This window comes from Ochrobactrum sp. AP1BH01-1, assembly GCF_018066705.1.
Classification (GTDB): Bacteria; Pseudomonadota; Alphaproteobacteria; order Rhizobiales; family Rhizobiaceae; genus Brucella.
The window spans coordinates 940,838-965,473 of record NZ_JAGPOU010000002.1 but is presented as its reverse complement, the minus strand read 5'-3'; the positions used below and the strand labels follow the sequence as shown (position 1 = coordinate 965,473).

Below are 24,636 nucleotides of genomic sequence, written 5' to 3'. Positions count from 1 at the left end.
ACATGGCGATGCAATCGAACATCGCTCTCGCAATCGTCGGTCTCGGCAAGATCGCGCGTGACCAGCACTTGCCGTCCATTGAAGCTGTTGATGGTATCGAACTGAAAGCAATTGCCAGCCGCAATACCGGATTGGATGGCCTGCCGTCATTTCACGATATCGAGCAGTTGCTGGCATCCGACGTGGCCGTTGACGCGGTGTCGCTGTGCACGCCGCCGCAAGGACGCTTTCAACAAGCCTACGCCGCCTTGAAGTCACGCAAGCATGTGATGCTGGAAAAGCCTCCGGGCGCGACGATTTCGGAAGTGCAGGCGCTGGAGCGGCTCGCGCAAGCGGAAGGTGTGACGCTTTATGCCACGTGGCATTCGCGCGAGGCGGCAGCGGTCGAACCGGCGCGGGAATTCCTGAAAAATGCGGAAATCCGCTCGGTTTCGGTCATATGGAAGGAAGATGTGCGCCACTGGCATCCCGGCCAGCAATGGATATGGGAGCCGGGTGGCCTCGGCGTGTTCGATCCGGGCATCAATGCGCTTTCCATCGTGACACACATTCTCCCCGAGCGCTTCTTCCTGACGCAATCCGCTCTCTATTTTCCTGAAAACCGTGCAGCGCCGATTGCGGCCGATCTCAACTTCGAGACGGAAAGCGGCATACCGGTTTCGTTCGAACTGGACTGGCGCCAGACCGGCCCACAAACCTGGGATATTCGCATCGAGACCGACAAGGGCACGGTTCTGCTCAGCCATGGCGGCAGCCGCCTGGCGATTGCCGGAACCGAGAAAATGGCTGAGCCGGACCGCGAATATCAACGACTTTACAAGCGTTTCGTGCAATTGATCGGCGCGGGGCGTTCGGATGTCGATCTCGCTCCGCTGACTCATGTGGCCGATGCGTTTCTGCTCGGAAAGCGGCATGTCGTCGAAGCTTTTGAAGATTAAAGCGCATCCCGAAAAGTGTGAAACGGTTTTCGGACAAGATGCGCGATGAACCAAACATTTGGAATGTCGATCTGATTTTAAGGATCGGCGTCGAAGGAATCGAGACCGTGTTCCGGTCTCTCACCCATGCAGGACAATGAAATGAACAAGCCCGTCTCTCCGAAAACGCCAAAGCTCCGCTCTCGCGCCTGGTTCGACAATCCCGATAATGTCGACATGACAGCGCTCTATCTGGAGCGCTACATGAATTATGGCCTGAGCCAGGAAGAGTTGCAGTCCGGTCGTCCGATCATCGGCATTGCGCAGACGGGTTCCGATCTCTCGCCTTGCAACCGCCATCATCTGGAACTGGCCAAGCGCGTGCGCGAAGGCGTCCGTGAGGCTGGCGGAATCGTCATCGAATTTCCGGTGCACCCGATTCAGGAAACCGGCAAGCGTCCGACTGCGGGCCTCGACCGCAACCTTGCCTATCTCGGCCTCGTGGAAGTGCTCTATGGCTATCCGCTCGACGGCGTGGTGCTGACAATCGGCTGCGACAAGACCACCCCCGCCTGCCTGATGGCAGCGGCAACGGTCAATATTCCGGCGATTGCGCTGTCGGTCGGCCCGATGCTCAATGGCTGGTTCCGTGGCGAACGCACGGGTTCGGGCACCATCGTCTGGAAGGCGCGCGAACTGCTCGCCAAGGGTGAAATCGACTATCAGGGCTTTGTGAAGCTCGTTGCTTCCTCGGCTCCATCGACCGGCTATTGCAACACGATGGGCACGGCCACGACGATGAACTCGCTTGCCGAAGCGCTCGGCATGCAGCTTCCCGGTTCCGCCGCCATTCCGGCTCCATACCGCGACCGTCAGGAAGTAGCCTATCTCACCGGACGCCGCATCGTGGAAATGGTGCATGAAGACCTGAAGCCGTCGGACATTCTGACCAAGGAAGCCTTCGTCAACGCGATCCGCGTCAATTCCGCTATCGGCGGCTCGACCAATGCGCCGATCCACCTGAACGCCCTGGCGCGCCATGTCGGCGTGGAACTGACGGTCGATGACTGGCAGAAATATGGCGAGGAAATCCCGCTTCTGGTCAATCTCCAGCCAGCCGGTGAATATCTCGGTGAGGATTATTACCATGCCGGTGGCGTACCGGCTGTCGTCAACCAGCTTATGGGGCAGGGCCTCATCAATGAGGACGCGCTGACGGTCAACGGCAAGACCATTGGCGAGAACTGCAAGAACGCGACCATCGAAGACGGCAATGTCATCAAGACCTACGACCAGCCGTTGAAGAAACATGCCGGTTTCCGCGTATTGCGCGGCAATCTGTTCTCATCGGCGATCATGAAGCTCAGCGTGATTTCGGATGAGTTCCGCAATCGCTACCTGTCCGACAGCAAGGACCCGAATGCCTTTGAAGGCAAGGCGGTCGTTTTCGACGGACCGGAGGATTATCATCACCGCATCGACGATCCGTCGCTGGAAATCGACGAGCATACGGTGCTGTTCATGCGCGGTGCCGGCCCGATCGGCTATCCGGGCGCGGCGGAAGTCGTCAACATGCGTGCGCCGGATTATCTCTTGAAGAAGGGCATTACTTCGCTGCCTTGCATCGGCGACGGGCGCCAGTCGGGCACATCGGGTTCGCCTTCGATCCTCAACGCTTCGCCGGAAGCTGCGGCGGGCGGCGGTCTCGCCATTCTGAAGACCGGCGACCGCGTGCGCATCGATCTCGGTCGCGGCACGGCGGATATTCTCATCTCGGATGAGGAACTGGCCGAACGCCGCAAGGCTTTGGAAGCGGCTGGCGGCTATAAATATCCGGAAAGCCAGACGCCGTGGCAGGAAATCCAGCGTGCGGTTGTCGGCCAGATGGAAACCGGCGCGGTTCTGGAAAATGCGGTCAAGTATCAGGATATCGCGCATACGCGTGGCCTGCCTCGAGACAATCACTAAGGCCGGTCCCGATGGCTCTCCATAAAAAGCCATTTGCAGCGGTTGCGGACTGGGGCACCACCCGGTTCCGCCTCTGGACGCTGGATGCCGATGGCAATGTGCTGGGCGAAAGCCGTGGCGACGATGGTTTGCTTCAGGCAAAGGAAGCCGGTTTTGAGCAGACGCTCGAACGGCACCTTGCTTCGCTCAGTGCACCGGACGATCTGCCGGTGGTGATATGCGGTATGGCCGGTTCACGGACCGGCTGGATCGAAGCGCCCTATATGAGCCTGCCTGCCGGGCTGGAGGGCATTGTGAAGGCTGCGGTGCGCGTGCCTGCGCGCCGTCACGTCATCATGCTGCCGGGTATCGCGCGCCGGGACGAATTGGCCCCGGACGTGATGCGCGGCGAGGAAACCAAGCTTTTGGGCCTCGTGCATGGCGGAACGCGGGATGCGGTGGTGGTCATGCCTGGCACCCATGCCAAATGGGTGCGGGTTGCCGATGGCGGTCTTGCCGATTACCGGACCTTCATGACCGGCGAAATGTTCGCTCTTTTGAAGGACAAATCGGTGCTGGCCGGTGCGCTGGAAGGTGCGGGCGGGGTCGATCCGCATGGCTCGGCTTTCGCAGCGGGCGTCAGGGCGTCGCTGGAAAGTCCGGCGCTGATTTCCAACGCGCTTTTTTCCGTTCGCGCAGGCTGGCTCGTGCATGATCGCAAGCCGACCGATCAGCTTGCGCGGCTTTCCGGCCTGCTGATCGGGCTGGAAGTTGCGGGCGGGCGCACGCTCTATGGCGGACCTGGAGAAGTGCTGCTCCTTTCGGACGACACGATGGGTGCGCTTTATGACAGCGCGCTTGAAATCGGGGGGCTGAAGGTCCGGCGCGTGGCGGCGGACGAGCTGGTGCGGGATGGCCTTTTCATGGCGGCAAGACATGCCTTCGGAGGAGTTGCGCAATGAGCGAGCGCATCGCATGGCCGAAATTGCGCTATCCGCTGGTTGCTATCCTGCGCGGCATCCGCTGGCAAGAAACCGAGGCAATTGTCGGCGCGCTGATCGAGACGGGTTTCGAGGCTATCGAAATTCCGCTCAATTCGCCGGAGCCGTTCGTCTCGATCGAGAAGGCGGCAAAGCTTGCACCCGCCAATGTGCTGATCGGGGCCGGGACCGTGTTGAGCGTCGAGGATGTGGATCGTCTCAATGATGTCGGCGGCACGCTGCTGGTCAGCCCGAATGCCGAACCGGAGGTTATCCGCCGTGCCGGACAGCATGGGATGGTGACGATGCCGGGCGTGTTCACGCCGACGGAAGCTTTCACGGCGATCCGCGCAGGCGCGTCGGCGCTCAAGTTCTTTCCTGCAAGCGTGCTGGGTGCTGACGGCATCAAGGCGGTATGCGCCGTCTTGCCGAAGGATGTTCCGGTGGGCGCCGTGGGCGGTGTTTCCGAAGCTGATTTTGGGACCTATCGGGCAGCGGGCGTGAGCTGCTTCGGATTGGGTTCCAGTCTTTACAAGGCCGGGTTTACGGTCGCAGAGGTTCGCGAACGCGCCGCGCGCGCGGTTGCGGCATGGGACAAGATCGCGGGCTGAGGAGCTTCGCGACGGGAAGAATTCCGCATGGCCGGAAGGCGGGGGCGGAAATTTTGGGAGAACGACAGGCAGAAACGCCTGTCCCAATTTGGGAGTGAGACAATGGCAGGCATGAAATCTCTAACATTGGCAGTCGCGATGGCCGCGCTTGCCTTCAGCGGTCTGGCGCATGCGGAAGACAAGGGTCTTGTCGCCGTCGCCATGCCGACGAAGTCTTCGGCGCGCTGGATCGCCGATGGCGACAACATGGTCAAGGTGCTGAAGGAACGCGGCTACCAGACCGATCTTCAATACGCCGAAGACGACGTGCCGAACCAGTTGGCACAGATCGAAAACATGGTGACCAAGGGCGCCAAGGTTCTCGTCGTTGCATCGATCGACGGCACGACGCTTTCCGATGTTCTGGCCAAGGCCCATGACGCAGGCATCAAGGTCATCGCCTATGACCGCCTGATCCGCGACACGCCGAATGTCGATTACTATGCGACCTTCGACAATTTCCAGGTCGGCGTGCTGCAGGCGCAGTCCATCGAGAAGGCTCTGGATCTGAAGAACAAGCCCGGCCCGTTCAATATCGAGCTTTTCGGCGGCTCGCCGGACGATAACAACGCCTATTTCTTCTACAACGGCGCGATGTCGGTGCTTCAGCCTTATATCGATAGCGGCAAGGTCGTTATCGGCAGCGGCCAGACCGGCATGGACAAGGTGGCGACGCTGCGCTGGGACGGCGCTACCGCCCAGGCCCGCATGGATTCGATCCTTTCGGCCTATTATTCCGACAAGAAGCTCGATGCAGTCCTGTCGCCTTATGACGGCATTTCCATCGGTATCCTGTCTTCCCTCAAGGGTGTAGGCTATGGCAGTGGCGACATGCCGATGCCGGTTGTCTCCGGCCAGGACGCGGAAGTGCCTTCGGTCAAGTCGATCCTTGCCGGCGAGCAGAACTCGACCATCTTCAAGGACACCCGTGAACTCGCCAAGGTCACGGTCGACATGGTCGATGCGCTGATGAGCGGCAAGGAGCCGGAAGTCAACGACACCAAGACCTATGACAATGGCGTCAAGGTCGTGCCGTCCTATCTGCTCAAGCCGGTGATCGTCGACAAGTCGAACTGGAAACAGGTTTTGGTCGATAGCGGTTACTACAAGGAAGACCAGATCCAGTAATTTCTGTTCCGGGCGCATCGGAGGATATGCCCGGAACTTTTCTGCAAGCCATTGCCCCAAACTCCCCAGCCTTTTGGCTGGGGTAGGCTTAGTGATTGACAGCGTTGTCTTTTGTCGGGGCGATGGCAGGCAGATTGTAGAGCGCATCCCGAAAAGTGCGAAGCGGCTGTCGGAAAAGATGCGCATAAAACAAAAGGTTGGAGCGCCGGTCTGATTCAGTCGGATGGAAAAGCGCTCCGACGGGAGCGAGCGATGAATGTAGCCAATCCTGTCCTGCGCGAGCAGCCTGACGGCGAGCCGGAAATCTCCGGCAAGCCGCTTCTGGAAATGCGCGGCATCAGCAAGTCTTTCGGTGTCGTCAAAGCGCTGAGCGATGTCAATTTCACGGTGATGCCGGGCGAGATTCACGCCTTTGTGGGCGAGAACGGAGCGGGCAAATCGACCTTGATGAAGGTGCTGTCAGGGGTCTATCCGTATGGCAGCTACGAAGGCTCGATCTTCTTTGACGGCGAAGAACGGCAGTTTCGCGACATCAACGATTCCGAGGCGCTCGGTATCGTCATCATCCATCAGGAGCTGGCGCTCATACCGCTGATGACGATTGCCGAGAACATTTTTCTGGTCAATCCGCCCGCGAGCTATGGTGTCATCGACCGCAGCACGGTGCACACGCGCACCCGCGAGCTTTTGCAGAAGGTGGGCCTGTCTGAGCAGCCGGATACGCTCGTCACCGATATCGGCGTGGGCAAGCAGCAGCTTGTCGAAATCGCCAAGGCTTTATCGAAACGCGTGCGGCTTCTGATCCTCGACGAACCGACCGCGAGCCTCAACGAGACGGACAGTGCGGCACTGCTGGCGCTTCTGCGCGAGTTCCGGGCGCAGGGCATCACGTCGATCCTCATTTCACACAAGCTCAACGAAATCCGCGAAGTGGCCGACAAGATCACGGTGCTGCGCGATGGGAAGGCGGTGGCAACGCTCGACTGTCATGCGGGCGAGGTGGAGGAAGACGACATTATCCGCAAGATGGTGGATCGCGACCTGGAAAGCCGCTACCCGAAGCGCGATCCGAAGATCGGCGACGTCATCTTCGAAGTCGATAACTGGTCGGTCTACCACCCGCTGCACCCCGAGCGGCATTCGGTCAAGAACGTATCGTTCAAGGTGCGGGCGGGCGAAATCGTCGGCATAGCCGGATTGATGGGCGCGGGCCGCACGGAATTCGCCATGAGCCTGTTCGGGCGTTCCTGGGGAACGAATATCAGCGGCGACGCACGCATCAACGGCAGGCAGGCTGATATTTCCACCGTGGCGCGGGCGATCAAGGCGGGGCTTGCCTATGTGACCGAGGATCGCAAGAAGCTCGGGCTGGTTCTCGGCGAAAATATTTCGCGCAACATCTCGCTTGCGCATTTGCGCGGTGTCAGCCCGAAAGGCATCATCGACGACATTCGCGAAATGAAGATCGCGAATTCCTATCGCGAGCAGATGAGCATTCGCTGCCACAATGTCTATCAGGAGACAGGCACGCTTTCGGGCGGCAACCAGCAGAAAGTGGTGTTGTCGAAGTGGCTTTTCACCGGCCCCGATGTGCTCATCCTCGACGAGCCGACGCGCGGCATCGACGTTGGCGCGAAATACGACATCTATACGATCATCAATTCACTGGCAGACAGCGGCAAGGGCGTGGTCGTCATTTCTTCGGAAATGCCGGAACTGATCGGCATCTGCGACCGCATAGTCGTCATGCATGAAGGCGCTTTCGTCGGCGAAGTGGCGGGCGAGGAAGCAACGCAGGAAAACATCATGCGCGCCATCATGCGGAACAAGGGAAAACGGCAATGAGCGAGAATATTATCGGAAGCAGTGGATCGAAAGTTCCGGCAAGCAGCGTGGGGCGTTACCTCAAGAACAATCTGCGTGAATCCGGCATGCTGCTCTCGCTCGTCGCGATCATGATCTTCTTCCAGATCGTGACAGGCGGCGTGCTGATGAAGCCGCTGAACCTCACCAATCTGGTGCTGCAGAACAGCTATATCGTCATCATGGCGCTGGGCATGCTGCTCATCATCGTCACCGGCCATATCGATCTTTCGGTCGGCTCGGTGTGCGGCTTTATCGGCGCGCTTGCCGCCGTGATGATGGTGAAGCTCGGCGTGCCCTTTCCCATCGCTGCAATTCTCTGCCTGCTGGTGGGCGGTCTGATCGGCGCGATCCAGGGCTTCTGGGTTGCCTACTTCAATATTCCGTCCTTCATCGTGACGCTGGCGGGCATGCTCGTCTTCAAGGGCCTGATGCTGGCCGTGCTGGGCGGGCAGTCGGTTGGCCCATTTCCGGTCGTGTTCCAGAAACTGTCGTCGGGCTTCATTCCGGAAATCATCGGCACAAGCGGCGGCGTCTATCTGACGTCGCTCATCATCGGCGTGCTGCTGGCCGGTTTCATGATCTGGCAGAATGTGAAATCACGTCAGCGCCATATCGCCCATGAAGTGGAAACAGAGCCCTTTGGCCTGTTCGTCATCAAGAACATCCTGTTCTTTGCAGCGATTGCCTATCTGTCGCTCTTGATTTCCATGCATCGCGGCCTGCCGAACGTCCTCATCATCATGGCGGTTCTGATTGCGGCCTATGCGTTTCTCACCAACCGGACTGTGCTCGGACGGCAGATCTATGCAGTGGGCGGAAACCGCCATGCGGCAAAGCTTTCCGGCGTGAAGACCGAGCGGTTGACCTTCCTCGCTTTCGTCAATATGGGCGTGCTGGCAGCACTTGCCGGGCTCGTCTTCGCGGCACGCCTCAATACGGCGACGCCGAAGGCCGGCATCGGCTTCGAGCTGGACGTGATCGCAGCCTGCTTCATCGGCGGCGCATCGGCCTATGGCGGTGTGGGTCGTGTGACGGGTGCGGTGATCGGCGCTCTCATCATGGGCGTCATGAACAACGGCATGTCGATCCTCGGCATCGGCATCGATTATCAGCAGGTCATCAAAGGGATCGTTCTGCTGGGGGCGGTGTGTATCGACGTCTATAACCAGAAACGCTGATATTTCGGCTCTGGCGGCTATCGCTACGTTCGCCCCTCATCCTGAGGTGCGGAGCGAAGCGTAGCCTCGAAGGACGAGGGCAGGCGCTGTGCATTTTCCCTCGCCCTTCGATCCTTCGACAAGCTCAGGATGAGGAGCGAGGGAAAATGGGTGCGTCGTGCCTCAGATCGCCGTACGTCGTGCGTGATCGAGATAGATTTCGCGCAGGCGCTGGGCGACAGGGCCGGGTTTGCCATCGCCGATAGCCTTCTCGTCGATGACGGTGATCGGCGTGACAAAGGTTCCCGCGCTGGTGAGGAAGGCTTCTTTCGCCGCATAGGCTTCATCGATGGTGAAGAGGCGCTCTTCCAGCTTCATGCCGGTCTCTGCGATCAATTGCAGAAGTGAAAGCCGCGTGCAGCCAGGCAGTATCGAATTGCTGTTCGGGCGCGTGACGACGACATCGTCTTGCGTCACGATATAGGCCGTGGACGATGCGCCTTCGGTCACATAACCGTCCTCGATCATCCACGCTTCATCGCAACCGGCATTCTTGGCGATTTCCTTGGCGAGCGCCTGCGGCAGCAGGCAGACCGTCTTGATGTCGCGGCGCTTCCAGCGCAGATCTTCCAGCGAAAGCACGCGCGCGCCGGTTTTCAGCGCAGGCTTGTCGAGCAGGTTGGCTTCCTGCGTGAACAGAACGACTGACGGCTTCATGCCCTTTGCCGGCACGAAATCCCGGTCGCGCCCGTCGCCGCGTGTCACTTGCAGATAGACCAGACCCTCGGTCAGATTGTTGCGGCGGATCAGTTCGCGCTCAATGGCAACGATCTCACCTTCATCCATCGGCATTGGGATGCCGATTTCGCCGGTCGAACGGCGCAAGCGCCGCATATGCGGTTCGCTGTCGATGAGCTTGCCTTCCAGCACGGCAGTCACTTCATAAATGCCGTCTCCGAAAAGGAACCCACGGTCAAAGATGGAAAGGCGCGCATCGCGCGCGGCGACATATTCGCCGTTGACATAGACGATACGGTTTTCGAGGTCTTCTGCTGAGACGGCCATGTGGAATGAGTCCTGAAAAGAAAGGGCCGCGACGAATGTCGCAGCCCTTTCATATGCCACCCGGCATTTTCATGGAACATCTTTTTGAAGGTTCTCTGCCGTAATCGAGATCAGATAAGCCGTTCCTTCGCCCTTGATTGTCAGAGGTACGGCACTGCCAGCAAGAACCGCGCAGTCATGCTTCTCCAGACGGATTGTGTCTGCAACGAAGGTCAGTTCAAACTGCCCTTCGGCGCAGAAAAGAAGCGCCGGATCGCCATCGGCCTGTGTTACCGTAGAACCATTAACAGGCAGGCGCGTGACCTTATGGACAAATCGGCCCCGCCGCGTCATGACATTAAGGTCGGTAATGGCTGATCCGATCAGCCGCGCGCTGGAACGGGCATCGGCGGCAAAAGCAAGTGGCGCGCTTTCGCGGGTGAGCGTCGTCTCCTCTCCCTCGACATCGAGCACGATGCCGTCCCCTTCCAGCACCGACAAGGTGCGGTCGATGCCGGGAAAGACGGAAAACGGGCCATCGCTGGCCACCGTTGCCATGGAAATGCGCCAGTCGAAATCATCGACTGACGCGCCTTTCGGATGGACGGCGATTTCGACCGTAACGCCGCCACCGTTTTTCCACGGCATACGGCGGTGGGCCTGCGCCTTCAGAAGCGAGATCATCAGCCGAGCCAGCCCTTCGATGCCGCCCAGAAGGCAATTGGCGCGGTGAACAGGATGCTGAGCGCCGTGCGAATGTACCAAACCACGATCAGGTCGCGGAACTTCAACGGGATCGAGGTTGCCAGCACGCAGGGAATCGAAGCCGAGAGGAACAGGACCTGGCTCACCGAAACCACCGCAGCCACGAATTTCAGGACGACATCGGCGTCTTTCAACAGGATGGCTGGCAGGAACATTTCCGCAAGGCCGGAGGCCATGGATTTTGCGGCGAGCATCGGATCGGCCAGTTGCGCGATCCAGGTGAAGGGATAAAGCGCGAGACCCAGAATGTCGAAGATCGGCGTATATTTGGAGGCAAGCAGGCCCAGAAGGCCGACAGCCATGATGCTCGGCAGGATCATCGCGGCCATGCGCAGGCCGTCGAGGAAAGTAGCCCAGAGAAGCGGAAGAAGCTTCGGCGCGCTCTGCGCCTGCTGGATGCCGGTTTCGATTGCCGTCTGGATGCGGCCCTTGCCTGCGGGCAGCGGAGTATCGCGGTCGCCCGGGTGATCGATGCGGCTCAGCGGCCAGAGGCGGGCTGTGATGGCTGAAACGATGAAAGTGACGAAGAAAGTGGACCAGAAATAGAGGTTCCAGGCATCCATCAGACCTAGCGTCTTGGCGACAATGATCATGAAAGTGGCGGAAACCGTTGAAAATCCGGTAGCGATGATCGCCGCTTCGCGCGCTGTGTATTTGCCTTCCTTATAGACGCGGTCCGTGATCAGGAGGGCAAGCGAATAGCTGCCGACGAACGACGCAACGGCGTCGATGGCCGACCAGCCCGGTGTGCGCCAGATCGGGCGCATGATCGGCTGGACGATGACGCCGGTAAATTCAAGAAGGCCGTAGCCGATGAGAAAGGCAAGCGCCAGCGCACCGATAGGGACGATGAGCCCAACCGACAGAACGAGCTTGTCGAACAGGAACGGCAGCATATCGGGCGTGAAGAGCGCGGCGGGGCCGACACCGGCCAGATACATGCAGGCCAGCACAAAGCCCAGCACGCGCAGGACCGAGAAGATCGTTTCGGTGAGATTTGCTTTCCACTTGCCGGTGATGAAAGGCGCGAATGCGCCATAGGCAATCAGCAGGCAGACGAAAGCCAGTGCAAAGGGACGAAGCTGCGTTGCGATTGCGGTGGCGGCGTGGTCGAGCAGGATGGTCGATTTTCCGCCGATGGTAACGGGCACGAAGAAGAAGAAGATGCCTATGAAACTGTATAGGACCAGCTTCAGCGCGGCATGGCCCCGCGAGCTTTCATTGCGGCCAAGGGTGGTGTCTGTCATTGTATTCCCCAGTATGTGTATGTTTTGTCAATGAAAAAGGCGACCCTGCGAGAGGGTCGCCTTTGGTGTTCAGTGTTAGTTGCCGAGGATGGCGGGCAGGCGCAGACCCTGCTGCTTCGCCCAGTCGAGCGCTATGTCGTAGCCCGCATCGGCATGGCGCATGACGCCGGTCGCGGGGTCATTCCACAGGACGCGACCGATGCGCTGATCTGCATCTTCGGTACCGTCGCAGCAGATGACCATGCCCGAATGCTGGCTGAAGCCCATGCCGACGCCGCCGCCGTGGTGAAGCGAAACCCATGTCGCGCCCGAAGCGGTGTTGAGGAGTGCGTTCAGAAGCGGCCAGTCGGATACGGCATCCGAGCCGTCCTTCATCGCTTCGGTTTCGCGGTTCGGCGAAGCAACCGAACCGGAATCGAGATGGTCGCGACCAATGACAATCGGGGCCTTCAGTTCGCCGTTCCTGACCATTGCGTTGAAGGCGAGGCCGAGGCGGTGACGGTCGCCGAGGCCAACCCAGCAGATGCGGGCGGGCAGGCCCTGGAACTCGATGCGTTCCTTTGCCATGTCGAGCCAGTTGTGCAGATGCTTGTTGTCGGGCAGCAGTTCCTTCACCTTGGCGTCGGTCTTCGCGATATCTTCCGGGTCGCCGGAAAGTGCAGCCCAGCGGAAAGGTCCGATGCCGCGGCAGAAGAGCGGGCGGATATAGGCCGGCACGAAGCCAGGGAAATCAAAAGCGTTTTCCAGACCTTCTTCCAGCGCCATCTGGCGGATATTGTTGCCGTAATCGACTGTTGGAATGCCTGCATTCCAGAAGTCGAGCATGGCCTGAACCTGCACCTTCATCGATGCGCGGGCGGCCTTTGCAACGGCCTTCGGATCGCTTTCCTGCTTGGCGCGCCATTCGGCAACCGTCCAGCCGATCGGCAGATAGCCGTGAACCGGATCGTGCGCGGAGGTCTGGTCGGTAACGATGTCCGGCTTCACGCCGCGCTTGACGAGCTCGGGATAGATTTCAGCCGCATTGCCGATGAGCGCAATGGACTTTGCCTCGCCTGCCTTGGTCCATTTATCGATCTTGGCCAGAGCCTCGTCGAGGCTGTGGGTCTTTTCATCGACATAACGGGTGCGAAGGCGAAAATCGGCGCGGGTTTCGTCGCATTCGACGGCAAGGCAGCAAGCGCCGGCCATGACGGCTGCAAGAGGCTGCGCACCGCCCATGCCGCCAAGACCGCCGGTTAGAATCCATTTTCCCTTGAGGTTGCCGTCGTAATGCTGGCGACCGGCTTCCACGAAGGTCTCATAGGTGCCCTGAACGATGCCCTGTGCGCCGATATAGATCCACGAACCGGCGGTCATCTGGCCATACATGGCAAGACCCTTCTTATCCAGTTCATTGAAATGGTCCCAGGTCGCCCAATGCGGCACGAGGTTGGAGTTGGCAATCAGAACACGCGGCGCATCCTTATGGGTGCGGAACACGCCGACCGGCTTGCCCGACTGCACCAGCAGGGTTTCGTCGTCGTTGAGCGTCTTCAGCGTCGCGACGATCCTGTCGAAATCGTCCCATGTGCGGGCGGCGCGGCCGATACCGCCGTAAACAACCAGCTCATGCGGACGCTCGGCAACATCGGGATCGAGATTATTCATCAACATGCGAAGCGGCGCTTCGGTGAGCCAGCTCTTTGCATTGAGTTCAGTGCCGCGTGGAGCGCGTACTTCGCGCTCGTTATGGCGTGGATTGGACATGGTATTCTCCTCAGGAAATTAACATGGGAGCAAGCTGTTCCAGCCGCTGCAAAAGGGTTTTGAGATGCACACGAAGCTTGTCCGCCTTGGCCTCGTCATAGGCGAAGGGAACCGCTTCGGTCGCAAGATGGGTCGATTGGGCAAGTTCCATCTGGATGGCGTGGACGCCGCTCTCCGGCGTGCCATAATGGCGCGTCGTCCAGCCACCCTTGAAGCGGCCATTGAGGATCGAAGTGTAGCCTTCCGCCCTCGCGGTCACTTCAACAGCTGCCGCCTCGATCTTCGGATCGCAGGTCTTGCCCATATCCGTGCCGATGTTGAAATCCGGCAGCTTGCCTTCAAACAGGAACGGAATGTGTGAGCGGATCGAATGGCAGTCATAGAGGATGGCGACGCCATGGAGCGCCTTCACGCGCTCGATCTCGGCGGCAAGCGCCTCGTGATAGGGCTTGTGGAAACGGGCGATGCGGTCGGCGATATCGGCTTCGGTCGGTGCTTCGCCATCCTTCCAGATCGCCACGCCGTCGAAATCAGTTTCGGGGATCAGAGTGGTTGTGTTCTGGCCCGGATAAAGGCTGACGCCTGCCGGGTCGCGGTTCGCATCGATGCAATAGCGGTGGAAGGTGGGGCGCACCGTGGTCGCGCCATCGATAAGACCGTCATAGAGCTTGTGAATGTGCCAGTCAGTATCGGCAAGGATTTTGCCATTATCGTTGAGGCGCACCCAAATGTCCTCTGGGACATCCGTGCCCGTATGCGGAAGGCCCAGAATGACGGGCGACGTACCTTGCCGGATTTCAAAGGCGTTCATGTCAAGCCTCCAGCGATGGCAGTATGCCGTTCGAAACCGCACCGGCCAGCACACCGTCAGCCACCAGTTCAGCGGCATTTTTGAGGTCGTCCGCCATATAGCGGTCTTCTTCCAGCGTCGGCACCTTGGCGCGCAAGGCGGCAATCACCCTGGCCAGTTCCGGGCTGGTGGTCAGCGGTTCACGCAGTTCCACGCCAAGCGCGCCGGTCAGCGCCTCGATGCCGATGATGGCGTTGAGGTTGGCGGTCATCTGGAGAAGACGGCGTGCGCCATGGCAGGCCATGGACACATGGTCTTCCTGATTGGCGGAGGTGGGCGTTGAGTCGACCGAGGCCGGATGCGCCATCTGCTTGTTTTCGCTCATCAGCGCGGCGGAGGTGACTTCTGCGATCATCAGGCCGGAATTGAGTCCCGGCTTGCGGGCAAGGAAGGCGGGGAGGCCAAACGACAGCGCCGGATCGACCAGAAGTGCGATGCGACGCTGTGAGATCGCACCAATTTCGCAGACGGCAAGCGCAATCTGATCGGCGGCAAAAGCGACAGGTTCAGCGTGGAAATTGCCACCTGAAACGGCGCGGCCATCCGAGAGAACCAACGGATTGTCGGTAACGGCATTGGCTTCGATTTCCAGCGTGCGTGCGGCCTGTCGCAGAATGTCGAGGCACGCACCATCCACTTGCGGCTGGCAGCGGATGCAATAGGGGTCCTGCACGCGCTGATCGCCTTCCAGATGGCTCTGCCGGATGACGGAACCTTCAAGCAGGGCACGCAGCGCCCGGCCTGCATCGATCTGGCCCTTATGGCCGCGCAGCGTGTGAATTTCCTCGTGGAAAGGCGCATCCGATCCCATGGCCGCATCGGTGGACAATGCGCCGGTGATCAGTGCCGTCTGCGCGGCGCGATGGGCGCGGAAAAGACCGGCGAGTGCAAGGGCAGTGGAGGTCTGGGTGCCGTTGATCAGCGCCAGACCTTCCTTCGCCGCAAGCACGACCGGCTTCAGCCCGGCCTTTTCCAGCGCCTTTGCGCCGGACAGGCGTTCGCCCTGATAGAAGGCTTCGCCTTCGCCGATCATGGCGGCCGTCATATGGGCCAGCGGCGCAAGATCGCCCGACGCACCGACGGAACCCTTTTCCGGGATCATCGGGATCACGCCTTTTTCCAGCATGTCTTCGATGAGGGTGATGACTTCAAGCCGTACGCCGGATGCACCGCGACCGAGCGAGATCAGTTTCAGCGCCATGATGAGGCGCACAATGTTTTCCGAAAGCGGTTCGCCGACGCCGCAGCAATGCGAGAGGATCAGGTTGCGCTGGAGCGTGGCGACATCGCCTGCCGCTATGCGGATCGAAGCGAGTTTGCCAAAACCTGTATTGATGCCATAAACCGGCTCGTCACCGGCTGCGATTTCTGCAATGCGCGCAGCCGCTTTTTCGACACCGGCATGAAAAGCCGGGTCGATGCGGACGGGGAGGCCATCGCGATAGATTTTTTCAAGCATTTCCAGCGGCACGCTGCCGGGCTTGAGAATGATGGTCATAGCAGGCTCCATAAGAGCGCATCCCGAAAAGTATGAAGCGGTTTTCGGAAAAGATGCGCGGGTCGAAACAACAGTTAAAGCTGGCCTTTGAACACCCGCTTCCACAGCGGATTGAAGCCGATGCGGTAAACAAGCTCAGCCGGACGTTCGACGTCCCAAATGGCAAGATCGGCGTCCTTGCCGGTTTCGAGCGTTCCGGTCCGCTCCAGTATGCCCAAGGCACGTGCGGCCTCGCGGGTAACGCCTGCAATGCATTCGTCGACCGTCATGCGGAAAAGCGTTGCGCCCATGTTCATGGTGAGGAGCAGCGACGTCAGCGGCGAAGTGCCGGGGTTGTTGTCTGTGGCAAGCGCCATCTTCGTGCCTGCCGCACGGAAGGCTTCGACCGGAGGCTTTTGCGTTTCGCGGATAAAGTAATAGGCACCGGGGAGCAGCACGGCCACAGTTCCAGCCTTGGCCATCGCTGCGGCACCGTTCGCATCCGTATATTCCAGATGATCGGCCGAAAGCGCGCCATAGGAGGCGGCAAGTGCCGCGCCATGCAGATTGGAAAGCTGGTCGGCGTGAAGTTTCACCGGAATGTTGTGCGCCTTGGCCGCATCGAAGACGCGGGCAATTTCGTCAGGCAGGAAGGCGATGCCCTCGCAGAAACCGTCAACCGCATCGGCCAGACCCTCAGCGGCAATCGCGGGCAGCATATCGTTGATGACGCGGTCGATATAAGCGTCCTTGTCACCGCTCATTTCCGGCGGCAGGGCGTGCGCGCCGAGAAAGGTCGTGCGGATTGCCACGTCGCGTTCTTCGCCAAGACGGCGGGCGGCTTTCAGCGACTTGATCTCGCTGTCGCGGTCGAGACCATAGCCGGATTTTACTTCGACCGTGGTGACGCCTTCGGCAATCAGCGCATCGAGACGGGGCAGGGTTTCGCGTACCAGATCGTCTTCGCTGGCAGCGCGCAGGTTCTTGACCGAGGAAACAATGCCGCCGCCAGCGCGTGCGACTTCCTCATAGGATGCGCCGTTGAGACGCAGCTCAAACTCGTGCGCCCGATTGCCCGCATGGACAAGATGCGTGTGGCAATCGATCAGACCCGGCGTGATAAGCCGGTTGCCGCAATCTATTCTGTCGAAGGAATCATATTCACCCGGCAGCGCGCTTTCGGGACCGACATAGATGATCCTGCCGTCCTTGACGGCGAGCGCCGCGTGTTCGATCAATCCGAGATTTGCGGCATTTTCCTCAAGCGTCGCGATGCGCGCGTTGGTGAAAACGGTGCTTGAATTCTTGAGCATGAGCGTTTTCTCGCTTCCCCTGTTTCCAGATAATGTATATACATATTAACGGAACAGCAAAGAAAAAAATGCACCGGAGCATTTTCGATCCCAAAGCGGAAACCGCTTGCGTCCGGAAATGGGTGAGAACAAAGTCGAGGAGAGCCTATCCATGTCAGATGCCCCGCTCAAAACACGTTTTGTCCATGCCGGTCAGGCACTCCTTGAGGGCGGCTGGGCCGACGATGTGCGGATCGGCATTGCTGCTGGAAAGATCGTGTCGCTTGAAGCGGGCGCTGCCGCAAAGCCGGATCATGAGCGCCATGCGGTCATTGTCGCGGGCATGCCGAACCTGCACAGTCACGCTTTTCAATATGGCATGGGGGGGCTTGCGGAACGGCGCGGCCCGTCCGCCGATTCGTTCTGGAGCTGGCGCGAGATCATGTACAAATTCGCGCTCACCATGTCGCCGGAACAGGCGGAAGCGGTGGCGCTACGTCTTTATGTCGACATGCTGGAAGCCGGCTTCACCCGTGTTGGTGAGTTTCACTACCTGCATCATGATCGCGATGGTGCGCCCTATGGCAATCTCTCGGAAATGGCGGATCGCATTGTCTCCGCTGCCGAAAAGGCAGGCATGGGCCTGACGCTGCTGCCGGTGTTTTATGCGCACTCGACCTTTGGCGGTGCGGCTCCGAATGAGGGCCAGCGCCGGTTCATCAATGACCCGGAGCGCTTTACCCAACTGCTCGAAGGCTGCAAAAAAGCGCTGGCTGGTTTCGATGGCGCTGTTCTGGGTGTTGCACCGCACAGTCTGCGCGCCGTGACGCCGGATGAACTCAATGTCGTTACGCAGCTTCTGCCCGATGCGCCGGTTCATATTCATGTGGCCGAACAGGTGAAAGAGGTGGAGGACTGCATCGCCTGGTCGGGCAAGAGGCCGGTTGAATGGCTTCTCGATAATCAGGATTTGTCGTCGCGCTGGTGTCTCATTCACGCGACCCATATGACCGATGAGGAAACGAAACGCATGGCCGAGGCGGGTGCGATTGCCGGTTTGTGCCCGGTGACGGAAGCCAATCTTGGCGACGGCACTTTCAACGCGACGGTGTTTGCCGCTGCCGGTGGCAAGTTCGGCGTCGGCTCGGATTCAAATGTGCTGATCGGCATTGGCGATGAGTTGCGGCAGCTCGAATATTCGCAGCGCCTTCATCATCGTGCCCGCAATGTGATGGCCGAAAACGAAGGATCGACCGGACGAGCGCTGTTTGATGGTGCGGTTACGGGCGGCAATATCGCGATGGGACGCGCGGGCGATGGCCTGAAAGTTGGAGCTTCAGCCGATTTCGTCGCGCTCGACGCGGAGCGTTTGCCGCATGCAAGAGGCGACGCGGTGCTGGACGGCTGGATTTTCGGCGGCCGCGCCCATATCAAAGATGTATGGGTGCGCGGCGTTAAACAGGTGGAAGGCGGGCGTCACCGCTTGCGCGATGAAGCCGAGCGTGCTTTCCAGAAAACGATCGGCGAATTACTCGCCTGACAGGAGACGGCATGGCTGGCGGAGATTCGATCGTAAAGGACACACCGGTACTTTCGCTGCATCAGCGTATCCTGGACGATATTGAATCGCGTATTCTTTCCGGCGAATGGCAGCCCGGTCACCGCATACCGTTTGAGCACGAACTGACGGAACAGTACGGCTGTTCGCGCATGACCGTGAACAAGGCCCTGACCCAGCTTGCCAAGGCGGGATTGATCGAGCGCAAGCGCCGGTCAGGAAGCTTTGTTTCCTTTCCGCAATCGCAGGCGGCGATCCTCGAAATCCACGATATTCGGGATGAGGTGGCAGCGCTCGGCGTCGCCTATCGGTTTGAACTGACGAGCCGGCGCGAACGATTGAGCGGACCCGCCGATGCGCGGCATATCGATATGCCGCGCCACACACCGCTGGTCGAACTCGTTTGTCGTCACTATGCGGGCAAGCGCGTCTTTGCCCTGGAAGAGCGCATCATCAGTCTGGATGCGGTGCCGACGGCAGCGCTGACCGATTTTGCCGAAAACTCGCCGGGACCGTGGCTGGTTGCATGCGTGCCGTGGAGCAGCGCGAAACATTCGATACGCGCAATTGCCGCCACGCAGGAAAATGCGGGCATGCTCGGTATTCCGCTGGGTTCACCCTGTCTGGTGATCGAACGCCAGACATGGAATGCCGAACAGCCGGTGACGCATGTGCGCTTCACCTATCCCGGCGACAGTCATGCACTGGTGGCGAACTTTACGCCATCGCAGGGATAAATAGATCAGAAAAAAGCCGCCGCAGGGGAACAGCGGCGGCTAAAAGGCAGCTTGACCTGGGTGTCGGTCAGGCTGCGCGTTTGATGGCGTCGCCGAGGACGGAAACGATCGTGTCGATCTGTTCCTTTTCTACGATCAGCGGCGGCGAAAGGGCAATCACATCGCCAGTTACGCGGATGAGCAGGCCCTTCTTGAAGCAATCCACGAAGACGTCGTAGGCGCGGGCACCCGGCGCATCCTTGCGCGACGAGAGTTCGATAGCGCCAACAAGACCGAGATTGCGGATGTCGATGACGTTCGGAACGCCCTTGAGCGAATGAAGCGCTTCCTGCCAGTGATCAGCAAGTCCCGCGCCGCGTGTCAGAAGGCCTTCCTCGGCGTAGATTTCGAGCGTTGCAAGACCGGCTGCAGAAGCGACCGGGTGGCCGGAATAGGTGTAGCCGTGGAACAGCTCGATGGCATTCTCCGGCCCGGTCATCAGTCCGTCGTGCACCTTGCGGCTTGCGAAAACCGCACCCATCGGGATGGCGCCGTTGGTGAGGCCCTTGGCGGTCGTCACAAGATCAGGCACCACGCCGAAATAGTCGACGGCAAATGGCGTGCCGAGACGACCAAAACCGGTGATGACTTCATCGAAGATCAGGAGGATGCCGTGCTTGTCCGCCGTGGCGCGAAGGCGCTCCAGATAGCCCTTCGGTGGCAGGACGACGCCAGCCGAACCGGACATCGGCTCCACGATGAGGGCAGCGATTTTTTCCGCGCCGTGCAGTTGCACGAGACGTTCCAGATCGTCGGCAAGTTCGATGCCGTGCGCAGGCAGGCCCTTGGAGAAAGCATTGCGTTCGATATCGAGCGTATGCCGGATATGGTCGGCGGGAATCTGCGGGAAAACGCGGCGGTTGTTGACGAGACCGCCAACCGAAATGCCGCCGAAACCGACGCCGTGATAGCCCTTTTCGCGGCCCAGAACCATGGTGCGGGTGCCTTGGCCGATGGCGCGCTGATAGGCGATGGCGATCTTCAGCGCGGTGTCGACCGATTCCGAACCGGAATTGGTAAAGAATACACGGTCGAGTTTCGCGTCTGGTCTGCCTGGCGCGATGGCTGCAAGTTTTTCAGCGAAGTCGAAAGCCACGTTATGGCCCATCTGGAAGGTCGGCGCGAAATCCATGGTGGAAATCTGGCGCTCGACCGCTTCGGTAATGCGCTTGCGGCCATGGCCGGCATTGCAGCACCACAGTCCAGCCGTGCCGTCGAGAACCTGATTGCCGTCGACATCGGTGTAATACATACCAGATGCGCTTGCGAGCAGGCGGGGAGCCGCCTTGAACTGCCGGTTTGCCGTGAACGGCATCCAGAAATTCTCAAGGCTTGGCGCGTTGGTTTTGGTGAGCATGATATCCTCCTGTTTGAAAGCAGCAGGCCACGCTTTGCGACAGGCAACAAGTCCTTTTCTCTGATATCTTAAACTATTGAAATCATGTGTCTTTGGATTCAGTTTTGTGCTATATCGAACATCATAAACAGGAGGGAGAACGTTCGATGAGCATCGATATTGGCGGGAGGCTTCGTTATGTGCGCATGCGGCAGAATCTGTCACAGCGCGAGCTTGCCAAAAGGGCAGGCGTAACCAACTCCACCATCTCCCTCATCGAGGCCAATCAGTCCAATCCGTCGGTCGGCGCATTGAAGCGCATTCTCGATGGCATACCCATCGGCATGGCCGAGTTTTTTGCGCTCGAACCGGATGCGCCGCACAAGGTATTCTATCAGGCGGAGGAGCTTGTGGAAATCGGCAAGGGGCCAATCTCCTACCGTCAGGTGGGCGATCATCTGTTTTCCCGCTCCTTGCAGATGCTGAAGGAGCGGTACGAGCCCGGTTCAGATACGGGGAAGGTGCTTCTGATGCATGAGGGCGAGGAGGGCGGCATCGTCATTTCAGGCCGCATCGAAGTGACGGTCGGAGCCGAGCGCCGCATATTAGGGCCGGGGGACGCCTATTACTTTTCCTCAAAGCTGCCGCACCGGTTTCGTTGCGTCGGCCCGGTGCCGTGCGAAATCGTCAGCGCCTGTACGCCGCCAAGTTTCTGAACGGCGGGATCGCCCTTTGAAAAGAACGATCCGGTCTGGAATTATTCGTATCGGGAGATACCGAGGTCGTCGGCGCGGATATCCGGCTTGTTGCCGGAAATGAGGTCGGCAAGCAGCTTGCCGGAACCGCAGGACATGGTCCAGCCAAGCGTTCCATGGCCGGCATTGATAAACACGTTGTCGTAACGCGTTGCACCGATGATCGGCGTGGAGTCCGGCGTCATCGGGCGCAGACCCGACCAGAAGGTCGCAGCTTTCAGATCGCCGCCGGGGAAGAGATCGGTGACGGACAGATCAAGCGTGGCGCGGCGTGCGGCAGGCAGATCCTTGGTGAAGCCCGACACTTCCGCCATGCCGCCGACGCGGATGCGGTCGCCAAGGCGGGTGATGGCGATCTTGTAGCTTTCGTCGAGAACCGTCGAAACCGGCGCGCGGCTTTCATCAATGATCGGCGCGGTGATGGAATAACCCTTCACCGGATAGATCGGCGCGTTGAGGCCGAGCGATTTGACGAGTGCAGGCGTGTAGCTGCCAAGCGCAACCACATAGCGGTCGGCGGTCAGAACGCCTTCGGACGTCTCGACGCCGGAAACCTTGCCGCCGGATATGAGCAGCGACTTGATATTAACGCCGAAACGGAATTTCACGCCGAGCCCTTCGGCAATCCTTGCCAGCGCATTGGTGAATTTGAAGCAGTCGCCGGTTTCGTCATGCGGAAGACGCAGGCCGCCGACGAACTTGTCCTTCGCGTGGGCAAGCGCCGGTTCCACATTGACGCAGCCTTCACGGTCGAGCACCTCGAACGGCACGCCGTCCTGACGCAGCACCTCAATGTCCTTGCCGATGCCGTCGAGCTGGTATTGCTCTCGGAAAAGCTGGAGCGTGCCCTGCATGCGCTGGTCGTATTCGATGCCGGTTTCCTTGCGCAGATCCACAAGGCAATCGCGCGCATATTCGGCTACGCGCACCATGCGGGTCTTGTTGATCTTATACCGGCTGTCGGTGCAGTTGGCGAGCATCTGCAGGAGCCAGCTATACTGAACCGGATCGCAGGTTGGGCGCAGGACGAGCGGCGCGTGCTTCTGGAACAGCCATTTTGCGGCCTTGAACGGAATGCCGGGAGCAGCCCAGGGCGAGGCGTAGCCGGGCGAAACCTGACCGGCATTGGCGAAGCTCGTTTCCAGTGCCGGGCCTTCTTCGCGGTCGACAACGGTTACCTCATGACCCAGCTTGGCGAGGTAATAAGCGGTCGTAACGCCGATAACGCCGCTGCCGAGGATGGTGATCTGCATGTTCGCCTCTTGTCTTATGCTTTTATGTCGCCCGTGCCGCTGTCCACGTAGACACGTGCATAACGGTTGCCGAGCGCAGTCAGAATTTCATAGGGAATGGTGTCGCAGTCGCGCGCCACGTCTTCGAGACCCTGGTGCGGACCAATCAGTTCCACAAGGCTGCCGAGTTTCAGCGTGCCTTCCGGCAATGCGCTGACGTCGAGTGTGATCGAGTCCATCGATACCCGGCCGATGATCGGCAGGCGCGTATCGCCGAAGAAGGCGGAACCCTTGTTGCTGAGAGAACGAAACCAGCCATCGGCATAGCCGACGGCAATTGTCGCAACCCGCATCGGCCCTTTAGCGATATAAGTGCCGCCATAGCCAACAGCTGCACCCTTCTCGATGTCGCGCACCTGAATGACACGCGCCGAGAGGGTGAGAACAGGAACGATTTCGTTCTTGGGGCCAACGCCGTAAAGGGCGACACCGGGGCGGGCGAGGTCGAAATGATAGGTCTTGTCGAGGAAGCTGCCCCCGGAATTGGCAAACGCAACCGGCAGCTTCGGCAAACGCGCGAGCAAGGCGGTCATATTGGCGAGCTGATGCGCATTGGCCGCGTTTTCCGGCTCGTCGCCGCTGGCCAGATGGCTGATGACGAATTTCACATCGATGCCGTCAAGCACAGAAGGATTGGCTGTCAGGCGTTCGAATTCGCTGGCGGAAAGACCAAGACGCGACATGCCGGTATCGAGTTGCAGAAGGGCGGGCAGCTTCCTGGCCTGCTCGGCGGCAAGTGCTGCCCAGTTTTCGACCTGTTCCAGCGAGTTGAGCACCGGCAGAATGCCTTCCCGCGCACAGGCTGCTTCCGTTCCCGGCTGAAGGCCGTTCAGAACGTACAGTGTCGCATCAGGCTGAAGAAAAGGCTTCAGCGCAATGGCCTCGCCAAGATGGGCCACGAAGAAATCGCGGCAACCGGCGTCGTAAAATGCCGGGGCAACGCGGCTGGCTCCGAGTCCGTAGGCGTCTGCCTTCACGACGGCAGCGGCGCGGGTGGGCGCGATGTGGCGGGCGATGGCCGAATAATTGTGTCGCAGCGCTGCAAGATCGATGGTCAATACGCCGCCGGCAGCAAGATCGCGCTCACCTTGTGAAAATTGCATCGACATAACAACCATTCGCACGGTTCTTTCCAAACGGTTCATTACTTACAAGTACGTCTGGAAGATCGTCGCCGATATGGATCGCCCGCCCAGAGCATATAAAGCCCGGTGGAGAAACCCTGCCGCTCCTCGCTCCCACAGCCAGATCATATAGTAGTCGTAGACTATTCGAATGTTTTTGCTATTTATCGCATATTATGCGAATTTTTGCACATCTTGCGCATATTTCAGCTTTGAGGTTGAAGATTATTCATGCCAACGCTCGATAGTATCGACCGCAATATCATCCGTTGCCTGCGCCGTAACGGGCGCATGACCAACAGCCAGTTGGCCAGCGAGGTGGGGCTTTCGCAGTCTGCCTGTCTGCGGCGGGTGCAGATATTGGAGGAAAGCGGCGTGATCCGCGGCTATACCGCTATTGTCGGCTCATCCGATGGTGATGAGCGACTGGTCGCCATCGTACGTATTACGCTTGACCGGCAGACAGAGGAATTTTTGAACCGTTTCGAGGAAGCGGTACGGCGGCACCCGGAAGTGCAGGAATGCTATCTCATGACAGGCGATGCAGATTATATTCTGCGTGTTGAAGCTGAAAATGCCGCGGCCTATGAAGTCATTCACAAGGAAATCCTGTCGCGATTGCCCGGTGTCGCACGCATTCATTCCAGTTTCGCCATTCGCACGGTGCTTCTGTCAAAAGCACCGACCTCGCGGGGCTGAAATGAAAAAGCCCGGCTGATGCCGGGC

General features: G+C 59.5%; 21 protein-coding genes. 11 read left to right on the top strand and 10 right to left on the bottom strand.

Annotated elements, in window-relative coordinates; all coding sequences use genetic code 11:
* Positions 1-2: 2 nt before the first annotated feature.
* The 7 genes from J9800_RS10015 to mmsB all read left to right on the top strand — a co-directional run bounded on the left by J9800_RS10015 (position 3) and on the right by mmsB (position 8,666).
* On the top strand, positions 3-938 hold the full coding sequence (locus J9800_RS10015) for a Gfo/Idh/MocA family protein (RefSeq protein WP_114216223.1): 936 nt from the start codon (positions 3-5) through the stop codon (positions 936-938).
* 141 nt (positions 939-1,079) lie between these two features.
* Entirely contained in the window at positions 1,080-2,885 is a 1,806-nt protein-coding gene (locus J9800_RS10010; RefSeq protein ID WP_114216380.1) for an IlvD/Edd family dehydratase, read from the top strand.
* Between the two features lie 11 nt (positions 2,886-2,896).
* A complete protein-coding gene (locus tag J9800_RS10005; protein ID WP_114216224.1) occupies positions 2,897-3,826 on the top strand; it encodes a 2-dehydro-3-deoxygalactonokinase in 930 nt (309 codons plus the stop codon).
* Positions 3,823-4,455, top strand: coding sequence for a 2-dehydro-3-deoxy-6-phosphogalactonate aldolase (locus J9800_RS10000; RefSeq protein ID WP_114216225.1), 633 nt, complete (start codon positions 3,823-3,825; stop codon positions 4,453-4,455). Before J9800_RS10005 ends, J9800_RS10000 begins: the two co-directional genes overlap by 4 nt.
* A gap of 102 nt (positions 4,456-4,557) precedes the next feature.
* Positions 4,558-5,622 (top strand): multiple monosaccharide ABC transporter substrate-binding protein, encoded by a 1,065-nt coding sequence (chvE, locus tag J9800_RS09995; protein WP_112585570.1) that lies wholly within the window; start codon positions 4,558-4,560, stop codon positions 5,620-5,622.
* A 252-nt stretch (positions 5,623-5,874) separates the two neighbouring features.
* The gene (gene mmsA / locus J9800_RS09990; RefSeq protein ID WP_114216226.1) at positions 5,875-7,467 is read left to right on the top strand and encodes a multiple monosaccharide ABC transporter ATP-binding protein; all 1,593 of its coding nucleotides are present in this window, start codon (positions 5,875-5,877) and stop codon (positions 7,465-7,467) included.
* Positions 7,464-8,666, top strand: coding sequence for a multiple monosaccharide ABC transporter permease (gene mmsB, locus J9800_RS09985; protein WP_114216227.1), 1,203 nt, complete (start codon positions 7,464-7,466; stop codon positions 8,664-8,666). Before mmsA ends, mmsB begins: the two co-directional genes overlap by 4 nt.
* 162 nt (positions 8,667-8,828) lie before the next feature.
* On the opposite strand, the gene J9800_RS09980 is transcribed toward mmsB, so the two are convergent.
* The 7 genes from J9800_RS09980 to hutI form a co-directional block, all read right to left on the bottom strand.
* The gene (locus J9800_RS09980) at positions 8,829-9,710 is read right to left on the bottom strand and encodes a D-amino-acid transaminase (RefSeq protein ID WP_114216381.1); all 882 of its coding nucleotides are present in this window, start codon (positions 9,708-9,710) and stop codon (positions 8,829-8,831) included.
* A gap of 69 nt (positions 9,711-9,779) precedes the next feature.
* Positions 9,780-10,376: a HutD/Ves family protein gene (locus J9800_RS09975; protein ID WP_114216382.1), complete on the bottom strand. Its 597-nt coding sequence runs from the start codon at positions 10,374-10,376 to the stop codon at positions 9,780-9,782.
* The gene (locus J9800_RS09970) at positions 10,373-11,701 is read right to left on the bottom strand and encodes a YjiH family protein (RefSeq protein WP_114216228.1); all 1,329 of its coding nucleotides are present in this window, start codon (positions 11,699-11,701) and stop codon (positions 10,373-10,375) included. Before J9800_RS09970 ends, J9800_RS09975 begins: the two co-directional genes overlap by 4 nt.
* A 75-nt stretch (positions 11,702-11,776) precedes the next feature.
* A complete protein-coding gene (hutU, locus tag J9800_RS09965; protein WP_114216229.1) occupies positions 11,777-13,450 on the bottom strand; it encodes a urocanate hydratase in 1,674 nt (557 codons plus the stop codon).
* Positions 13,451-13,460: 10 nt separating this feature from the next.
* On the bottom strand, positions 13,461-14,261 hold the full coding sequence (gene hutG, locus J9800_RS09960; protein WP_114216230.1) for an N-formylglutamate deformylase: 801 nt from the start codon (positions 14,259-14,261) through the stop codon (positions 13,461-13,463).
* Between the two features lies 1 nt (position 14,262).
* Positions 14,263-15,798, bottom strand: a complete 1,536-nt coding sequence (hutH, locus tag J9800_RS09955) for a histidine ammonia-lyase (protein ID WP_114216231.1) — start codon at positions 15,796-15,798, stop codon at positions 14,263-14,265.
* Positions 15,799-15,872: 74 nt separating this feature from the next.
* The gene (gene hutI / locus J9800_RS09950; RefSeq protein ID WP_114216232.1) at positions 15,873-17,090 is read right to left on the bottom strand and encodes an imidazolonepropionase; all 1,218 of its coding nucleotides are present in this window, start codon (positions 17,088-17,090) and stop codon (positions 15,873-15,875) included.
* Positions 17,091-17,241: 151 nt separating this feature from the next.
* Here hutI and J9800_RS09945 point away from each other — a divergent pair, with 151 nt between their 5' ends.
* Together J9800_RS09945 and hutC are read left to right on the top strand one after the other, a co-directional pair.
* Positions 17,242-18,609 (top strand): formimidoylglutamate deiminase, encoded by a 1,368-nt coding sequence (locus J9800_RS09945; RefSeq protein WP_114216233.1) that lies wholly within the window; start codon positions 17,242-17,244, stop codon positions 18,607-18,609.
* A gap of 11 nt (positions 18,610-18,620) precedes the next feature.
* Positions 18,621-19,364 (top strand): histidine utilization transcriptional repressor HutC, encoded by a 744-nt coding sequence (gene hutC / locus J9800_RS09940; RefSeq protein ID WP_112585584.1) that lies wholly within the window; start codon positions 18,621-18,623, stop codon positions 19,362-19,364.
* Between the two features lie 67 nt (positions 19,365-19,431).
* Here hutC and aptA read toward each other — a convergent pair whose 3' ends face one another.
* Complete coding sequence (aptA, locus tag J9800_RS09935) at positions 19,432-20,760, bottom strand: omega-aminotransferase AptA (RefSeq protein WP_114216234.1); 1,329 nt, start codon at positions 20,758-20,760, stop codon at positions 19,432-19,434.
* A gap of 146 nt (positions 20,761-20,906) precedes the next feature.
* Between aptA and J9800_RS09930 the strand changes: the two genes are divergently transcribed.
* On the top strand, positions 20,907-21,455 hold the full coding sequence (locus tag J9800_RS09930; protein WP_006467492.1) for a cupin domain-containing protein: 549 nt from the start codon (positions 20,907-20,909) through the stop codon (positions 21,453-21,455).
* A gap of 41 nt (positions 21,456-21,496) precedes the next feature.
* Here J9800_RS09930 and J9800_RS09925 read toward each other — a convergent pair whose 3' ends face one another.
* Both J9800_RS09925 and alr read right to left on the bottom strand, forming a co-directional pair.
* Positions 21,497-22,747, bottom strand: coding sequence for a D-amino acid dehydrogenase (locus tag J9800_RS09925; RefSeq protein WP_114216235.1), 1,251 nt, complete (start codon positions 22,745-22,747; stop codon positions 21,497-21,499).
* 14 nt (positions 22,748-22,761) lie between these two features.
* The gene (gene alr / locus J9800_RS09920) at positions 22,762-23,904 is read right to left on the bottom strand and encodes an alanine racemase (protein WP_114216236.1); all 1,143 of its coding nucleotides are present in this window, start codon (positions 23,902-23,904) and stop codon (positions 22,762-22,764) included.
* 237 nt (positions 23,905-24,141) lie between these two features.
* Here alr and J9800_RS09915 point away from each other — a divergent pair, with 237 nt between their 5' ends.
* Complete coding sequence (locus tag J9800_RS09915) at positions 24,142-24,609, top strand: Lrp/AsnC family transcriptional regulator (protein ID WP_114216237.1); 468 nt, start codon at positions 24,142-24,144, stop codon at positions 24,607-24,609.
* Positions 24,610-24,636 lie beyond the last annotated feature (27 nt).

Excerpts from the sequence above, each read along its gene's own strand:
- aptA (WP_114216234.1), bottom strand. The coding sequence starts at position 20,760 with ATGCTCACCAAAACCAACGCGCCAAGCCTTGAGAATTTCTGGATGCCG.
- hutC (WP_112585584.1), top strand. The coding sequence starts at position 18,621 with ATGGCTGGCGGAGATTCGATCGTAAAGGACACACCGGTACTTTCGCTG.
- J9800_RS09915 (WP_114216237.1), top strand. The coding sequence starts at position 24,142 with ATGCCAACGCTCGATAGTATCGACCGCAATATCATCCGTTGCCTGCGC.
- alr (WP_114216236.1), bottom strand. The coding sequence starts at position 23,904 with ATGGTTGTTATGTCGATGCAATTTTCACAAGGTGAGCGCGATCTTGCT.
- J9800_RS10010 (WP_114216380.1), top strand. The coding sequence starts at position 1,080 with ATGAACAAGCCCGTCTCTCCGAAAACGCCAAAGCTCCGCTCTCGCGCC.
- J9800_RS09970 (WP_114216228.1), bottom strand. The coding sequence starts at position 11,701 with ATGACAGACACCACCCTTGGCCGCAATGAAAGCTCGCGGGGCCATGCC.
- hutI (WP_114216232.1), bottom strand. The coding sequence starts at position 17,090 with ATGCTCAAGAATTCAAGCACCGTTTTCACCAACGCGCGCATCGCGACG.
- J9800_RS10015 (WP_114216223.1), top strand. The coding sequence starts at position 3 with ATGGCGATGCAATCGAACATCGCTCTCGCAATCGTCGGTCTCGGCAAG.
- hutU (WP_114216229.1), bottom strand. The coding sequence starts at position 13,450 with ATGTCCAATCCACGCCATAACGAGCGCGAAGTACGCGCTCCACGCGGC.
- J9800_RS10000 (WP_114216225.1), top strand. The coding sequence starts at position 3,823 with ATGAGCGAGCGCATCGCATGGCCGAAATTGCGCTATCCGCTGGTTGCT.
- hutH (WP_114216231.1), bottom strand. The coding sequence starts at position 15,798 with ATGACCATCATTCTCAAGCCCGGCAGCGTGCCGCTGGAAATGCTTGAA.
- mmsB (WP_114216227.1), top strand. The coding sequence starts at position 7,464 with ATGAGCGAGAATATTATCGGAAGCAGTGGATCGAAAGTTCCGGCAAGC.
- J9800_RS09945 (WP_114216233.1), top strand. The coding sequence starts at position 17,242 with ATGTCAGATGCCCCGCTCAAAACACGTTTTGTCCATGCCGGTCAGGCA.
- J9800_RS09930 (WP_006467492.1), top strand. The coding sequence starts at position 20,907 with ATGAGCATCGATATTGGCGGGAGGCTTCGTTATGTGCGCATGCGGCAG.
- J9800_RS09925 (WP_114216235.1), bottom strand. The coding sequence starts at position 22,747 with ATGCAGATCACCATCCTCGGCAGCGGCGTTATCGGCGTTACGACCGCT.
- chvE (WP_112585570.1), top strand. The coding sequence starts at position 4,558 with ATGGCAGGCATGAAATCTCTAACATTGGCAGTCGCGATGGCCGCGCTT.
- mmsA (WP_114216226.1), top strand. The coding sequence starts at position 5,875 with ATGAATGTAGCCAATCCTGTCCTGCGCGAGCAGCCTGACGGCGAGCCG.
- J9800_RS09980 (WP_114216381.1), bottom strand. The coding sequence starts at position 9,710 with ATGGCCGTCTCAGCAGAAGACCTCGAAAACCGTATCGTCTATGTCAAC.
- J9800_RS10005 (WP_114216224.1), top strand. The coding sequence starts at position 2,897 with ATGGCTCTCCATAAAAAGCCATTTGCAGCGGTTGCGGACTGGGGCACC.
- hutG (WP_114216230.1), bottom strand. The coding sequence starts at position 14,261 with ATGAACGCCTTTGAAATCCGGCAAGGTACGTCGCCCGTCATTCTGGGC.